Raw genomic sequence first — 15,084 nt, 5'->3', positions numbered from 1 at the left:
TTTTAGGAGGATCACCATGCTACTAACGAATGAACAGCCTCCCCGCGAGGAGCAGCGAAGCCGGTCCGGACATAATCCTACGGTAGCGCTTGTCCTGTCGATCGTATTCGCCGGTTTGGGGCAGTTGTATAACAGAAGCTTCATCAAAGGGATCGTCTTTATCGTCGTCGAGGCGGCGTTCCTGATTACGTTCTTGGATTTCATCAATTTGGGTTTGTGGGGGATCGCCACGCTCGGCACGATTCCGAAGGTGGATCATTCCATTTTCCTGCTCGTATACGGGATTATCTCTATTCTGTTGCTTGCGATCGCGCTCACTCTCTACGTCATCAACGTAAAGGATGCGCGCAAGCAAGCGATCAAGATCAGGGACGGTTGGAAAAGGCCTTCGTTAAGCGAATCGATCAAAGAAGGGTACCAGCGCACGTTTCCGTACCTGATCACGGTTCCGGGATTTCTGATGCTGATCTTTATCGTCGTTTTCCCGTTGCTATTCGCGATTTCCCTAGCGTTCACTAACTATAATCTGTACCATTCGCCGCCGAAAAATCTGGTGGATTGGGTAGGGTTCGAAAACTTCGTACAGTTAGCTACCGTTCCCATCTGGAACAATTCGTTCGTCAGCGTGTTTTCTTGGACGGTGGTGTGGACGATCGTATCCACGACGCTGCAGATCGGTCTCGGCTTGTTGTTGGCCTTGATCGTGAACGATAAGCGGATTCGCGCGAAGAAGCTGATTCGTACGATTCTGATCTTGCCTTGGGCGGTTCCGAATTTCGTGTCGATCCTGATCTTCGCGGCACTGTTCAACGATCAATTCGGGGCGATCAACCGGAGCATTGCCGGATTCTTCGGAAGCGCGGGGCTGCCGTGGATGACCGACCCTGTCTACACGAAGCTGGCGCTGCTGGCGATTCAAGCGTGGTTAGGGTTCCCGTTCTTGTTCGCTCTCTTCACCGGCGTGCTGACCAGCATATCGAAAGAATGGTACGAGGCCGCCGAGGTGGACGGAGCGACCCGTTGGCAGAAGTTCAGGAACATCACGCTTCCTCATGTCTTGTTCGCCACGGGTCCGTTATTGATTATTCAATATACCTCGAACTTCAATAACTTCAACGTTATTTATTTGTTTAACGGCGGGGGTCCCGCGGTTAGAGGGCAGACGGCCGGCGGCACGGACATCCTGATTTCCTGGGTGTACAAGCTGACGTTCACGAACAACAACTACAGCATGGCCGCGGCGATCTCGCTTATCATCGGCCTCATCGTCATCGTGTTCGCATTCCTGCAGTTCCGTCGGTCCAGTTCCTTCAGAGAGGAGCGGAATACCTAATGCACGGAAAAGTAAAATCGATGATGGAAGTCGCCGGGATCTACTTGATTCTGGCGGTCGTGGCCGCCGCTATTTTTTACCCGCTCGTATGGGCGTTAGGAATCTCCTTTAATTCGGGGACGAGCATCTATTCGGCGACTTTAATCCCGACCCATCCTTCTCTGGAGCATTACAAATGGTTGTTCACGGGAGCGGACAGCCAATACGTAACTTGGTATAAGAATACGCTCATCGTTTCTGCGTGCACGAGCGCGTGCGCGGTCGTCCTGACCTCGTTAATGGCGTATGCCTTCTCAAGGTTCGATTTCGTGGGGCGTAAAAGCGGCTTGTATACTTTCCTGCTTCTTCAGATGTTCCCCGTCTTGATGGCGATGGTCGCGATCTACATTTTCCTGAATCTGATCGGGTTATTGGATACGCTGGCGGGTTTGATTCTGATCTACTTGGGCGGGCAAATCCCGTTTAACGTCTGGTTAGTGAAAGGGTATCTGGATACGGTTCCGCGCGAACTGGACGATGCCGCCAAGATCGACGGGGCCGGACCGCTGAGAATTTTCATGCGTATCCTGCTGCCTTTGATCACGCCGATTCTAGCGATCGTGGCGCTGACCAACTTCATGATGCCGATCTTCGACTTCGTGCTTCCGTCCATTATCCTGCATAATCCGGATAACTATACGATCGCGGTAGGGCTTTATCATTTCGTATCCGAGAAGTATTCGAACAATTTCACGCGATTCACGGCGGGGGCGATCCTCGTTGCCGTTCCGGTAGCGCTGATCTATTTATTCCTGCAACGCTTTTTCATTTCCGGTCTGACGGCTGGCGGTACCAAAGGATAAATAACTATTCACAACAAGAGTGGGAGAGAGAAACATGACGGTAGACACGACTTTTCTTAAAGGCATGGACATCTCGTTCGTGGACGAGATCGAGACCGAGGGCGGAGCTTATTACGATAACGGGCGGAAGCGGGACGTGCTCGACATTCTGAAGGATAACGGCGTGAACTCGGCAAGATTGCGTCTATGGAATGAACCGAAGCATGATTACGTGAATTTGAAGAAGACGAAAGAGATGGCGAAGCGGATCAAGGAGAAGGGAATGCACTTCCTGCTCGATTTCCACTATTCCGACTATTGGGCGGATCCAAGCAAGCAATTCAAGCCGAAGGCTTGGGAGGGGCTGTCTTTCCCGGAGCTCGCGCAAGCCGTCAGACAGTTCACGCGGAACGCGATCGCGGAATTGAAGGAGCAGGGGACGCTGCCGGACATGGTGCAGATCGGCAATGAAATCACGAACGGAATGATCTGGACCGATGGACGCGTGGACGGAGAATGGAACACGGAACGGCAATGGCGGAATCTCGCGGACTTGGTTCAAGCCGGAATCGACGGGCTGAACGAAGCGTTGGACGAGGGGGAGAAGGTTCCGGTCATGATCCATGTCGACCGGGGCGCGGACAATGAAGGTAGCCGGTACTTCTATGATCGTCTAATCCGGCAAGGCGTCGGCTTCGATATCATCGGACTTTCTTACTATTCTTGGTGGCACGGTACGCTAGATCAATTGAAGGCCAACCTTGATGATCTGGCTAACCGATACGGCAAGGACATCGTAGTCGTGGAAGCGGCATATCCTTGGACAATGACTCCTCCCGACGATCAACCTCTGATCTTCAATACGGAGGACTGGCTGTACCCGGGTTATCCGGCTACGCCGGAAGGGCAGGAGGCGTTCCTTCGAACGCTTATGGATACGATTAAATCTACGCCAGACAATCGGGGTATCGGCATCTATTACTGGGAGTCGTGCTGGATACCGTCCAAGCCGCAATGGTCGGTGGAACACGAGAACAACTGGTCCAATCTGACGATGTTTGATTATAAGGGGAACAAATTAGATTCGCTTCGCGTTTTCAAGGACTAATAGAATAGGGTTCGTTCGGAAGCTTCCTATACGGAGGCTTCTTTCCGTAATGTAGGCGCCTGGCGAATGTTCAACCGTCGTCAAGATCATTATAATGAGGTGAGCAGGACAATCCGATCGACGGAAAGAGGGACGGGATGAACTGGGACAACGAGAATAAGAGATTCGTGTTTACCTCTCTGGAGCGTTCTCTTCCCCTGTACATAGAAAGCATCGGCTACAGCGCATGGGAATTAATATTTACAAGGCCGGAGGGGTATCCTTACTTTCATTGGCTTCAGACGGTAAGAGGAGAAGGGATGTTCCTGCATTCGGGAGAGCGTATCGCGTTGACTCCGGGCAAAGGGGTGTTGCTCACGCCGTTCACGCCGCATTCTTATTTTCCAGTATCGGATCAGTGGTCGACGGTCTATATTACGTTCGGCGGCGCGGCGGTCGACGCGATCGTGGATTCCTTGGACATGAACGTGTCCGGCGTATATACCGATGCGCAGCTTTCGATTTCCAACTTAATAGGGCTTATGCTGCAGAAAGTCGACGCGGATTCCGAGTTTTCCAGGCTCGAGTCGTCCAAAGACCTGTACCATTTCCTTATTTTGCTCAAGAAATTCGGCATGCGCAACGATCAGCCGTCGTTGTCCCAAACCTTCGATAAGGTACGTCCGGTCGTCCAATGGTTAAAAAGAAACTATTCGAATAACATCGGTTTGACGGAGACGGCAGAGCATGCGGGGATGAGCATTTCTTATTTAAGCGAGCTATTCCAGCAAGCGTTCGGAATGAGCCCTTATTCCTTCTTGATTCAATTAAGAATCCGGGAAGCCAAACATTTTCTCATCTCGCATCCGAACGTCCCCCTGAAGGAAGTTGCCGCGCGGACGGGCTTCAACGACGTAAGCCACTTTGTCGCGACCTTCCGGAAGAAAGAAGGAGTTACGCCCGCCAAGTATCGGAACCTGTTCCTGACTTCGGAAGGGGAAATCCCTTAAGCCCTATCCAATGAACATGTCCATAAAATGACGGGCGGTCTTCGATAGATGACGATCCCGCAGCCAGATGATGCCGACGTCGCTTTGGAAATCGGCGTTCGAGATCGCCACCTGCTTAATGCGCGGGGAAGCAAAGGAGCTCATGACCGATTTCGGCAAAATCGCCACGCCGATCCCCGAGGCGACAAGCGAAGCCGTAATCGCAACGCTGGAGCATTCGCTAATGATTCGCGGCTCCAAGCCATGCCGCTTGAATTCATCGAACACCCGGTTGTGCATTCCCGTCGTCCGTTCGGTCTTGAGCGTCAGGAACGGAAAGCGGGCCAGTTCCTGAAGAGTCATCGTTTGCCGGTCTCGGTCTTCCTGCCCGGACCACTCGCTCGGAAGCAAGGCGACGAACGGATCCGAAGGGAGCGGCAATACGGAATAATGCTGCGATTGGAAATCCGATTGAAAGGGCAGGCGGGTGACGATAAGCTCAAGGTCGCGGTTCTCTAGCAGTTCTCCCAGCAGGAAATGGTCTCCTTCTTGGATTTTGAAGGTTACTTGCGGATATTTTTCCGTGAATTGCCGGATGGCGGGGGGCAATAAGGAGATGCAGGACACGACCGCTCCGATCGAGAGCACGCCTTGCACGCCTTCGCCGAGCTCTTGCACGTAGGTGAGGGTCTCGTCGAATTGATTCAGAAGAGCGATCGCTCTCTGGCGCAGAAGCTCTCCTGCCTGGGTAAGCTGTAGTTGCTTCCCGTTGCGATCGAACAGCACCACGCCGAGCTCTTGCTCCATCAGCTTAAGCTGGCGGCTCAACGGAGGCTGCTCCATATTCAGTTGCTTAGCCGCGCGAGTAATTTGTCCCTCGTTGGCGATAGCCAGGAAATAACGCAGCTGCCGCATATCCATGGGATGATGCTCCTTTCGCTTCCATACCTTAAAGGTATGGATAACCGATAAAACAGATATTATCAATATACCTATTGCTCTGATATCATTCTACTATAAGACACAAAGTTAAGGAGAAGATGTTCGAATGGGCCTCAAGATAACGGTAGAGCGTACTTCCGCTCCCAAGCAAAAGCCTGAAACTTCAAAACTCGGCTTCGGAAAGTATTTCACGGATCATATGTTCATCATGGAATACGATGCCGGCATAGGCTGGCATGATCCTCGTATCGTCCCTTATCAGCCGATCTCGCTCGATCCGGCGGCTAAAGTGTTTCATTATGGACAAACCGTGTTCGAAGGAATGAAAGCGTATAAAACGCCGGAAGGACCGGTTCTGATGTTCCGTCCTTTCAAAAACCTGCAGCGTCTTAATCGCTCCAATGCCCGTCTAAGCATCCCGTCCCTCGACGAGGATCTGGTCATGGAGGCGCTGAAGCAGCTGATCAAGGCGGATGAGGATTGGATTCCTTCCGAGCAAGGAACTTCGCTGTACATCCGTCCGTTCGTGATCTCCACGCAAGCGACGTTGGGCGTGGCTCCGTCGGAGAAATATTACTTCATGATTATTTTGTCGCCGGTCGGTTCCTATTACGAAGAAGGAATCAATCCGGTTAGCATATACGTGGAATCCGAATATGTCCGGGCCGTTACCGGCGGCGTCGGCAATGCCAAGACCGGAGGGAATTACGCGGCGGGGCTTAAAGCGCAGCAAGAAGCTACCGAAAAAGGGTACTCGCAAGTGCTATGGCTGGACGGCGTTCATCGGAAGTACATCGAGGAAGTCGGGAGCATGAACGTGTTCTTCAAGGTCGGGGGCAAAGTGATCACGCCGGCGCTTAACGGAAGCATTTTGGACGGCGTAACCCGGGATTCGGTCATCCGGGTGCTCAAGCACTGGAACATTGAAGTTGAGGAGAAGACGATCTCCATCGACGAGCTCGTCGAAGCTTACCAGAAGGGAACGTTGGAGGAAGCGTTCGGCACGGGTACGGCTGCCGTCATTTCGCCGATCGGGGAACTGAATTGGCAAGGCGACAAACTGACGCTGAACGGCGGGAACACCGGGCCGCTGTCCTCGCGAGTGTACGATTTCATGACCGGCGTGCAACGCGGAACGGTCGAAGATCCGTTTGGTTGGATCGTGAAGCTGTAGCATCCATTAATCGGACATAGGGTAGAGAAAATGAAAGTTATCGATAAACTCCTTGATAAAAGTGAGACTATAGTCTTATAATTGAATTGAATCGTTTGTGTATAAAGACACAGTTTTTCACATAAATAACAACATGATTCATACATCGACGACACGCATACACGAAAAGGCAAACCTTTTGAAAGAGAGGGACGCAAAGCTATGGGCCTAAGGAACTGAAGTTCTATGGTCGCCAAGCTGCCGAATGGGCGTTAGGCATCTTCCATTCGGAAGGTGTCTTTTTTATTTGGTTGCAGGAGTATGCTTTCGAGAGGTGTAGATTTTGAAGAAACAGATCACCGAGTCAGAGTTAAGAACGCTGATCCATCAATTGAACATCGATCGCGACAACGAGTTCCCGGAGGGGGAACTGCCTGACCCGCCGACTAAGCAGGACGGCACGATCCGCATTCGCAATCAACAGATTTCCGTCCAGGACCCGACTGGAGGCGGCGAGCGCGCCGTCATCTATCCGATGAGTCCGGTCAAGCTGTACGTCAACGACGAGGAGGTCGTCTGGGAGTCTCCGGTCAAAGCCGCCGATCGGGTGACATGGAAGGTCGAAGAGCTGCCTTTGTTCGAGATAACGATAAGCGAAGACAAGATGTTCGCTTACTTGCTCGTACATGCGAAAGAGCGCTATGCGACCACGCTCGTCGATGCGGGTCCCGCTCAGCGCGTTATCGTAAGGGCGCAGGACGACGAGAAACTCGTGCTGAAGACGGTGCAACTCGCAGACGTTGTTACCGAGCTTGAGGCGAAGTCGATTAAAGCCAGAATCGAATTCGCCGCCATCCAGCGAGAACTGCTGGATCCAACGTATAAACCGATTGTCGTAGCCAGCGGCAAGGAGCCGGTAGAGGGACAGGATGCCATGCTCGAAATCTATTTCCCTCAGCAGGTAACGAGCGAGTTTTTCGAAGTAGACGGTTTGATCGATTATCGGAACCACCTGCGGATTCCCACCGTGCAGAAGGGCGAGGTCATGGCGCGGAAAATCCCGATGCAGGAGGGCGTGGCCGGCTACGACGTGCTCGGGAATCTAACGCTGCCCACTCCGCCGAAAGATATCTTCATCATGGGAAAGCCGAACGTGGAATTGACGTCCGACGGATTCGTCATCGCCAAAGCGCAAGGAAGACCGAGAGTGACCGGCGGCAAAATCAAAACGTTCGACGTGTCGACCGCGTACGTCGTTTCCGGCAACGTGGATATCGCGACCGGGAATATCGTTTTCTCGGGCGATGTCGTCGTCTACGGCGACGTGACGGACAATATGATCATCGAGTCGTTAGGCAACGTTTACATATACGGCAACGTGTTTAATTCGACGATTACGGCCACGGGAAGCATCAACGCGAGGGGCAACGTTGTTGCCAGCAAACTGTATTCGGGTTATTTCGGCGTGTTGTTCAACCGTCTCTACCATACTTCGAAGCTGCTTTGCGACTATATCGAGAAGCTGCTATCGGCTTCCAGAATGCTAGAGCAAGCTTTGGAGGCCAAGAGGCAAAGCGTGCGCTACGGGCAGATCGTCCAGCTTCTCTTGGAAACGAAGATGAAAGAGATCATACCGACTATTAAAGAGCTTCACGCAGTCATCTCCAATATTCAGCACATTAAGCAGTCGGAATACGAGAAGCTGAAGGAACTGTCGGATATTTTCTCGCAGCCTACCAAACTAATCGAGTCGGCGACTTACGAATACGTACGGAGCTTCCTCGCTTTGCTGCAGGATACCCACAAAGAAGTGGCCAGGATGCAGGAAGAGAACGTGGAGATCAGCATTAGCCAGAGCCAGAACAGCGAATTGAAGTCGAACGGGGATATCGTGGTCCATCGCGATGGCGTGTTGCTATGCGAGCTATTCTCGGCGAGAAATATCGTTTTTCATTCCAGCCATTCGATCTGCAGAGGCTCTCGGCTCGAAGCCGGCGACAGTATTCTGGCGAAGATCATCGGCGGGCAGACGGGAGCCATCTCCGTCCTGAAAGCGAAACGTAAAGTGCAAGTGCGGAAAATGTATTCAGGCAGAGTGTGCATCGGGAAATACTGCAAGGATTATTTCGAGCCCATTGATCAGGTTACCTTCGACATTCAGATGCTGAAAAGAAATGGATAAAGGCTCATGTCGAGAACAAATTTCATATAAAGAAAAATGCTTGGTGGGGTGAATATGCCGCTTTCGCGACAGAAAGTATACATAGGAATGCGGGTTAACAAAAATATTTATAACGACCAAGGCACTCTAATCGTCCCGAACATGCGGGTGCTTACGCATAAGGAAGTTCAATTGCTTACTCGGCAGGGAGTGACGTTGTCCGATCAGGATGTCGAGCCGGTTCGGCTGGCCTATCTCATTGAATCCACGATTCGGGAAGTTCGCGAATTGTTCGCTTTCGCCAAGCAGACGGATCGGATTCCCTATGAAGACGTGCAGAGCAAGATCATGCCCATCATCTTGTCCATGAGCACTCACCCGAATCTGAATCAGATTTTATTCTACCTTGAAGTTCATGACGAGTATGTCTATCGGCATAGCATTGCCGTGGCCCTGCTGTCTAAGCTGATCGGCAAGGCGCGAGGCTTCGGCGATCAGCAGACGCTGGAGCTAATGACCGCGGGTTTCCTCCACGATATCGGGAAATCCCGCGTTCCTAGCGCCATTCTGAACAAGCCGGGCAAGTTGACGGACGAAGAGTTCGCCATCGTGAAGGAGCATACGCTGCACGGCTTCGAGATATTGAAAAACTCGGAGGGCTTGCCCGAGCGCCATGCTTACGTAGCGCTTCAGCACCATGAGCGGGAAGACGGGAGCGGCTATCCGTTCGGCCTGAAGGCGGATCAGATCGACGTATATAGCAAGATTGTCGCCGTAGCCGACGTGTTTCACGCGATGGTGTCCAATAGGGTATATAAAAGTTCGCTGCCGCTCTATCAAGTTCTGAAGGAGTTGTCGGACAATGTCTACGGAACGCTGGAACCGGCCATTACGCTAAGCTTTCTCAAGAGAATCATGGATATGTTGATCGGCAACGAGGTGGTGTTGTCGGATGGCAGAGAGGGGAAAATCCTCATGGTGAGCGCTCAGGATCCCGTTCGGCCGATCGTGGAGGTCGAAGGCGAATACATCGATCTGAGCAAGCGCCGGGATATTAAGCTGGACAAAATCGTTTCCGAGTAGCTCGAGCGCATATGCAAAAACCAGGCCGCATCGGGGGAGGGTTTCCCTTGGATGCGGCCTGGTTTTGTTTTAGCCTTTTACGGCGCCGGCGACGACGCCTTTAACGATGAACTTCTGCAGGAAGATGAACACGATGATGGACGGCAGCACGGCCATGACCATGGCGGTCATCGCGTATTGCCAGTCGGACGTATATTGGCCGACGAACGTGTAAGCCGCAAGCGTCAGCGTCTTGGTGGACGGCGAGCCGTTGACCATCAAGAGCGGGAGCAGGAAGTCGTTCCAGATCCACATGACGTCGATGATAATGATCGTCGTCGTAACGGACTTCAGCAACGGGAAGATCACGCTGAAGAACAAGCGGAAGCCCGATGCTCCGTCGATCGTCGCGCTCTCGTCGATCTCTTTCGGAATCCCCTTCACGAAGCCGTGGTAGATGAATACCGCCAGAGGAGCGCCGAAGCCCCAGTAGAGCACGCCGAGTCCCCATGTGCTGTTGTTGAGATGGATATCTTGCGACAGACGCAGCACCGTCAACATGATCGATTGGAACGGAATCAACATCGGCATGATGCAGATGATGTATAGAACCGCGCTAAAGCGGCTTTTCGTCCTGGACAGCTTGTAAGCGGCGATAGACGATACCAAGATAATGCCGACAAGCCCGACGACCGTAATGATCGTATTGTTCAGGAACAACCGCGGGTAGTTAATGAACGACCACACGTAGGAATAGTTGTCGAACGCGAGTTGTTTCGGAAGAGCGACCACGTCGCTCATGACTTCGCTGAAGCTCTTGAGCGAGTTGTTGATCGCCAAGAACAACGGATACAGGAATACAAGGGAGAGGAGCACCATAACGATTTCCAGCACGATGCGTCCCGCTTTGTTGGTTTTCATCAGGCTTCAACCTCCCGTCTCTTGAACAGAGTCAGTTGAATCAAGGTTACGATCAGAACGGCTACGAACAGGATAAGCGCTTTGGCCGTACCGTATCCGAACATATTGTTCTGGAAAGTATCTCTATAGATATCGAACGCGATACTGTAAGTGGTTCCGCCGGGGCCTCCGCCCGTAAGGGAAAGGATGACGTCGAATACTTTGATGGAGTTGGTCAAAGCCATGAACACGGATATCGTAATCGATGGCGCAAGCAACGGCAGCGTGATGCTGATGAATCTGCGGAACGGACCGGCACCGTCTACGGTTGCGGCTTCCTTCAGGTCTTCCGGGATCGACTGCAAGCCGGCGATGTAGATGACCATGTAGAATCCGATCGATTGCCAGATGGAGACGAGCACGATGGAGATGAAGGCGAGCCCCGGTTCCCCTAGCCAGCTGAGCTTGAAGATTCCCCACCCCGTGCTGGCCCCCAGAGACTCGAAGCCTTGCATGAAAATGAACTTCCAGATGAATCCGACGATAACGAGACTAAGGATGTACGGAATGAAGAAAGCCGTTCTCAACCAAGTGGAGCTCTTGAGCTTCATGTCCAGTATGACGGCCAGCAGGATCGCCAGCACGTTAACGAGCACGATGTAGAGAATCGCGTATTTGACCGTGAACCAAGCCGAACTCGTAAAGTTGGCATCGCCCATGAAAATTTGCTTGAAGTTATCCAGTCCGATGAATTTCGGATTCTTGGATATCCCGTTCCATTTCAACAAGGAGTATCGAATCGTCATGGCAAACGGAATATAGAAGGCAACGGCAATACAGATAAGTACCGGCAACGTGAATATCCCGAATTCCAGCTTTTCGCTCCATTTTCTTCCCAACGATTTGAACATATAAGCACCTCTCTTTGTCCTATGTCACAAAATAGCTATATCGTCCGAATAGGACATGACGGTATGATCTCAACTATACTGTGTATTATAAAACAGCCCTTTTGCCGCAAAAATGGATTTAAGAAATCATTTAAGGGTAAAAAGGTGAACGGAATGAGGTGGCGATTTACATATGGGCAATGTGATTAAACGGCTTTTCAGAACGGGGTCCTCCCTGATCGAGCGGATCTCGCGGAGACTGGTAAACAAGCTAATCCTGTTGTTTACCTCGATCATCATCCTTGTTGTTGCGTCCTTAACGATCATCTCGTATCAGATTCTGCAAAAGGAGTCCGTCGACAATAGCATCTCCAGCACGACGAACAATTTGCTCTTGGTAAATCGGAACCTGGAGGGTTACCTGAACGGGATCGAACAGCTGTCATTGCCGCAAATCCGGTATGACGAACTGACCTCCGCCTTGGTGCATGAGGATACGGACTATGCTTCGAGAATTTATTTGGAGGACTATTTGCGCGAGCTTTATTATTCCCGGAAGGATCTCGAAACGATCTCGCTCTATCTGGTCGATCGGCAGAAGTATTATTCCATTACGAAGGAGAATTATAACATTACGGTACGTACAGGCTCGATTCCGGTCATCGCCGACATGCCGTGGTATAAGCAGTCATTGGACAGCCCCTCCAACAGCATCTTTCAATCGTTCGTCGGCCCGGCATCGGCGACCGGCTACGCGATCGATACGAGCAAGAGCTTCATGGCGTATCATCGGGTTCTGCGGACGATCGTGACCCGGCAACCGCAAGCGATCCTTTCCTTCTATTTCAATAAATCCGCCGTAAACGATATCCTGAAAGATGTTCCGTTCAACGAGGGACAGCATTTGTTGTTCTTAAGTCCGGACGACGAGGTGTACTACACGGACGATCTCGATTATTACTCCAAAGTTAAGAACGCCGGATACATCGAACGATTGCCGCCCGCGCCGACCGGCCGCGTGACATGGGAGCAAGGGGATCGTAAAGATCTCGTCGTCTACAACGTAGGCGAGGCGATGGGGTGGAAGCTGATCAAACCGGTCCCCTATAAGCAAATATACGAAGCGGCGACGACAACGCGGAATTTAAGTTTCATGATCGGGCTGCTGTTCCTGCTGCTGTCGGTCGTTCTCGTCACCTTCACTTCGAATGCGATTACCAGGCCGCTTAAAAAGCTGTCCCACCAGATGAGCCGCTTCAGCTCCGGGGACTTCGACGCGGAAGCGAAGGTGCAGGGGCGGGACGAAATTGCCTATCTTTCCCGTCACTTCAACCAAATGGTGAAAAGAACGAACGATTTGATCAACGAGCGGTACAAAATGAAGCTGGTGGAGAAAAACGCGATTCTCAAAGCGCTGGAAGCCGAGATTAATCCTCATTTTCTCTACAATGCGCTTCAGGCGATATCCACCAAAGCGCTGAAAAACGATCGTTACGATATCGCGGATATGGTCGATGCGTTGGCGATGACGCTCCGATATTGCATCAGCGGCAAAGACATCGTGTACGCGAGGGAAGAGCTGAAGCATATCGAACGTTATTTGGGGCTGCAGAAGGCTCGCTTCGGCAACCGGCTTCAGGTCGCGTACGATTGGGACGAAACGCTGATGGAGCTGCAGCTTCCGAAGCTGTCCATCCAGACGCTCGTCGAGAACGCCATCAAGCATGCCTTGGAGAAGGTGGCGAGCACGGTAACCATTACGATAAGGGCCAGGATGGAACCCAACCATTTCGTCATCAGCGTGCAGGACGACGGGCCGGGATTCGCGGACGGCAAGCTCGAAGAAGTGCTGCAATCGTTCCAAGGAGGCTGGGGCGAGCGCGATCAGCATAACGAGAGCATCGGACTGGTCAATTTGAACACCCGTTTGAAGCTGCTTTACGGGGAAAGCGCGGAGTTGCGCATTCGCACCGATGGATCGGGGACGGAAATGGAAATGCGGTTACCGCGGGGGAGTGGACATAATGGTTAACGTACTGATTATCGATGACGAAGAACCTTTGCGCGAAGCCATTCGCATATTGGGAGATTGGGAAGGATTGGGCGTCGAACAGGTGTTGGAGGCTACGGACGGGCAGATGGGTCTGAAGATGCTGGCGGAGCACAAGATCGATCTCGCTATCGTCGATATGAAGATGCCCGTCATGAACGGAACGGAACTGCTGCAAATCATCGAGAGGGACTATCCCGATCTATTGACGATCGTCATTAGCGGTTACAACGACTTCGAATATACGAGGCAGGCGATACGCTCCAAGGTCGTCGACTACTTGCTGAAGCCGGTCAATAGGGGCGATTTGAACCAGGCGCTCGTGAAAGCGGTCAATGTGCTCGAAGCGAAGCGGAAGATGGAGAACGAGTCCATTAGCAAGAACATCACGCTGAATATGTCATTGCCGAAACTGAAGGAAAAGATCTATGTCTCGATTATCGAACGAAGCAACAACAATCCGCTAAGCGAAGCCATGCTTCCTCTGATCGGAGCCGATAATCCGGCCAATCGTTTCTCCTCGGTCGTCATCCGGGTGCTGAATCTGGAAGAGATCAGCGACAGCCGGTTCCATAAGGACGTGGACTTGCTGCATTTCGCCATCGCCAACGTCATCAACGAGATCGCGGGCGATCAATTTCAATGCTTTAGCTTCGCCAACCCGAAGCGGGAGCGGGAGATCATCACCATCGTTACGATGAATGGCGGGTATCGGGAAGATATGGTTTACCGGTCCGTTCACCAGATGAAGAAAGTCGCGGCGAAATTGGCCGAGTTGTTCGGCACGCTCGTCGCCGTGGGGATCGGCGAAATATGCGACGACGTGATGAGGCTTTGGGCATCGTACGAGTCCGCCAAATCGTTCATCAACGGGATCGATTTGTTAACGCTGAATAAGGCGGTCGTCGTGAATTCCGTTACGGAGCTGCCCTCGGGCTCGGATAGTCACTCGCTTGTCGGTCGTATCCCGCTCATTCGGAGCGCTTTGGAGAGCGGGAGCCTGTCCCATGCGAAGAGCATCCTGTTCGATTACGTCGGGAAATGGCGGACGGGGGAGAAGTTCGGCATCGGCGAAGCGGACCGGGCCCTGCAGGAATTCGTCATTCTGATGAATGACGCGGCCATTGAGCTGAAAGTAGCTCCCGAACGATTGCCGATCAACGGACAGAACGCGCTAAGGGGAATCGGAATCGGAGCGGACTTCGCGACATTCGATCAGTACGAGCAGTTACTGATGCGCTTGCTTGAATATTACGGGAACGAGATACGAGGCTCTTTGACGGCCAACCGGCCTTTCGAGGTAGGGGATATCAAGGCTTATATCGACAATCATTACTTCGAGGACATTAAAATTTCGCTATTTACGGAGAAATATTATCTAAGCAGGGAATACTTGATGAAGCTCTTCAAGCAGCAATTCGGAGTCGGCATTCACGAATACGTACAGAAGGTGAGAATGGATAAGGCCAAGCAGCTGTTGGACGATCCCACCCTGAAAATCCAAGACATCTCGGCCATGCTCGGCTACAAGGATAAGAATTATTTCAGCAAAGCTTTCCGCAATTATTACTCCGTATCGCCGACGGAGTACCGGGAAGGACACACGAACGGTTAAAAAGTGAACAGGACGCATCCCACCACTTTTTTACCCTTAACACATCACTTATGTACATTCTTATCCTTCCGCTTATTCTTT

12 protein-coding genes and 1 riboswitch are annotated in these 15,084 nt (G+C 51.9%); of the genes, 9 read left to right on the top strand and 3 right to left on the bottom strand.

Translation table 11 applies throughout. The features are described 5' to 3' along the window. Nucleotides 1–16: 16 nt before the first annotated feature. The 4 genes from FPL14_RS12655 to FPL14_RS12640 all read left to right on the top strand — a co-directional run bounded on the left by FPL14_RS12655 (nucleotide 17) and on the right by FPL14_RS12640 (nucleotide 4,251). Entirely contained in the window at nucleotides 17–1,333 is a 1,317-nt protein-coding gene (locus FPL14_RS12655; RefSeq protein WP_182303315.1) for a carbohydrate ABC transporter permease, read from the top strand. Beyond that, entirely contained in the window at nucleotides 1,333–2,175 is an 843-nt protein-coding gene (locus FPL14_RS12650; RefSeq protein WP_182303314.1) for a sugar ABC transporter permease, read from the top strand. The genes FPL14_RS12655 and FPL14_RS12650 overlap by 1 nt, the downstream gene beginning before the upstream one ends. A gap of 34 nt (nucleotides 2,176–2,209) precedes the next feature. Then, a complete protein-coding gene (locus FPL14_RS12645; protein ID WP_182303313.1) occupies nucleotides 2,210–3,262 on the top strand; it encodes a glycoside hydrolase family 53 protein in 1,053 nt (350 codons plus the stop codon). A gap of 137 nt (nucleotides 3,263–3,399) precedes the next feature. Then, nucleotides 3,400–4,251 carry a helix-turn-helix domain-containing protein gene (locus FPL14_RS12640; RefSeq protein ID WP_182303312.1) on the top strand — a complete coding sequence of 284 codons (852 nt, stop codon included), beginning with the start codon at nucleotides 3,400–3,402 and terminating at the stop codon, nucleotides 4,249–4,251. Nucleotides 4,252–4,254: 3 nt separating this feature from the next. On the opposite strand, the gene FPL14_RS12635 is transcribed toward FPL14_RS12640, so the two are convergent. After that, entirely contained in the window at nucleotides 4,255–5,151 is an 897-nt protein-coding gene (locus FPL14_RS12635) for a LysR family transcriptional regulator (protein ID WP_182303311.1), read from the bottom strand. 127 nt (nucleotides 5,152–5,278) lie between these two features. Here FPL14_RS12635 and FPL14_RS12630 point away from each other — a divergent pair, with 127 nt between their 5' ends. The 3 genes from FPL14_RS12630 to FPL14_RS12620 all read left to right on the top strand — a co-directional run bounded on the left by FPL14_RS12630 (nucleotide 5,279) and on the right by FPL14_RS12620 (nucleotide 9,569). Continuing rightward, nucleotides 5,279–6,346 carry a branched-chain amino acid aminotransferase gene (locus FPL14_RS12630; RefSeq protein WP_182303310.1) on the top strand — a complete coding sequence of 356 codons (1,068 nt, stop codon included), beginning with the start codon at nucleotides 5,279–5,281 and terminating at the stop codon, nucleotides 6,344–6,346. Between the two features lie 158 nt (nucleotides 6,347–6,504). Next, nucleotides 6,505–6,591: riboswitch (cyclic di-GMP riboswitch) on the top strand. Between the two features lie 77 nt (nucleotides 6,592–6,668). Beyond that, nucleotides 6,669–8,507, top strand: coding sequence for a FapA family protein (locus tag FPL14_RS12625; RefSeq protein ID WP_182303309.1), 1,839 nt, complete (start codon nucleotides 6,669–6,671; stop codon nucleotides 8,505–8,507). Between the two features lie 54 nt (nucleotides 8,508–8,561). After that, nucleotides 8,562–9,569, top strand: coding sequence for an HD-GYP domain-containing protein (locus FPL14_RS12620; RefSeq protein WP_182303308.1), 1,008 nt, complete (start codon nucleotides 8,562–8,564; stop codon nucleotides 9,567–9,569). Nucleotides 9,570–9,638: 69 nt separating this feature from the next. Here the strand turns inward: FPL14_RS12620 and FPL14_RS12615 are convergent, their stop codons facing one another. Both FPL14_RS12615 and FPL14_RS12610 read right to left on the bottom strand, forming a co-directional pair. Continuing rightward, the gene (locus FPL14_RS12615; protein WP_182303307.1) at nucleotides 9,639–10,469 is read right to left on the bottom strand and encodes a carbohydrate ABC transporter permease; all 831 of its coding nucleotides are present in this window, start codon (nucleotides 10,467–10,469) and stop codon (nucleotides 9,639–9,641) included. After that, nucleotides 10,469–11,359, bottom strand: coding sequence for a carbohydrate ABC transporter permease (locus FPL14_RS12610; RefSeq protein WP_182303306.1), 891 nt, complete (start codon nucleotides 11,357–11,359; stop codon nucleotides 10,469–10,471). The genes FPL14_RS12615 and FPL14_RS12610 overlap by 1 nt, the downstream gene beginning before the upstream one ends. A 172-nt stretch (nucleotides 11,360–11,531) precedes the next feature. Here FPL14_RS12610 and FPL14_RS12605 point away from each other — a divergent pair, with 172 nt between their 5' ends. Continuing rightward, complete coding sequence (locus FPL14_RS12605) at nucleotides 11,532–13,370, top strand: sensor histidine kinase (RefSeq protein ID WP_182303305.1); 1,839 nt, start codon at nucleotides 11,532–11,534, stop codon at nucleotides 13,368–13,370. Next, on the top strand, nucleotides 13,363–15,003 hold the full coding sequence (locus FPL14_RS12600; RefSeq protein ID WP_182303304.1) for a response regulator transcription factor: 1,641 nt from the start codon (nucleotides 13,363–13,365) through the stop codon (nucleotides 15,001–15,003). The genes FPL14_RS12605 and FPL14_RS12600 overlap by 8 nt, the downstream gene beginning before the upstream one ends. Nucleotides 15,004–15,084: the final 81 nt, after the last annotated feature.

This window comes from Cohnella cholangitidis, from assembly GCF_014107495.1.
Taxonomy (GTDB): domain Bacteria; phylum Bacillota; class Bacilli; order Paenibacillales; family Paenibacillaceae; genus Cohnella; species Cohnella cholangitidis.
This window is presented reverse-complemented; position numbering and strand designations above follow the sequence as displayed.

What these genes read in the sequence shown, in the direction of transcription:
- FPL14_RS12655 (WP_182303315.1), top strand. Translation starts at nt 17, where the DNA reads ATGCTACTAACGAATGAACAGCCTCCCCGCGAGGAGCAGCGAAGCCGG.
- FPL14_RS12650 (WP_182303314.1), top strand. Translation starts at nt 1,333, where the DNA reads ATGCACGGAAAAGTAAAATCGATGATGGAAGTCGCCGGGATCTACTTG.
- FPL14_RS12645 (WP_182303313.1), top strand. Translation starts at nt 2,210, where the DNA reads ATGACGGTAGACACGACTTTTCTTAAAGGCATGGACATCTCGTTCGTG.
- FPL14_RS12640 (WP_182303312.1), top strand. Translation starts at nt 3,400, where the DNA reads ATGAACTGGGACAACGAGAATAAGAGATTCGTGTTTACCTCTCTGGAG.
- FPL14_RS12635 (WP_182303311.1), bottom strand. Translation starts at nt 5,151, where the DNA reads ATGGATATGCGGCAGCTGCGTTATTTCCTGGCTATCGCCAACGAGGGA.
- FPL14_RS12630 (WP_182303310.1), top strand. Translation starts at nt 5,279, where the DNA reads ATGGGCCTCAAGATAACGGTAGAGCGTACTTCCGCTCCCAAGCAAAAG.
- FPL14_RS12620 (WP_182303308.1), top strand. Translation starts at nt 8,562, where the DNA reads ATGCCGCTTTCGCGACAGAAAGTATACATAGGAATGCGGGTTAACAAA.
- FPL14_RS12615 (WP_182303307.1), bottom strand. Translation starts at nt 10,469, where the DNA reads ATGAAAACCAACAAAGCGGGACGCATCGTGCTGGAAATCGTTATGGTG.
- FPL14_RS12610 (WP_182303306.1), bottom strand. Translation starts at nt 11,359, where the DNA reads ATGTTCAAATCGTTGGGAAGAAAATGGAGCGAAAAGCTGGAATTCGGG.
- FPL14_RS12605 (WP_182303305.1), top strand. Translation starts at nt 11,532, where the DNA reads ATGGGCAATGTGATTAAACGGCTTTTCAGAACGGGGTCCTCCCTGATC.
- FPL14_RS12600 (WP_182303304.1), top strand. Translation starts at nt 13,363, where the DNA reads ATGGTTAACGTACTGATTATCGATGACGAAGAACCTTTGCGCGAAGCC.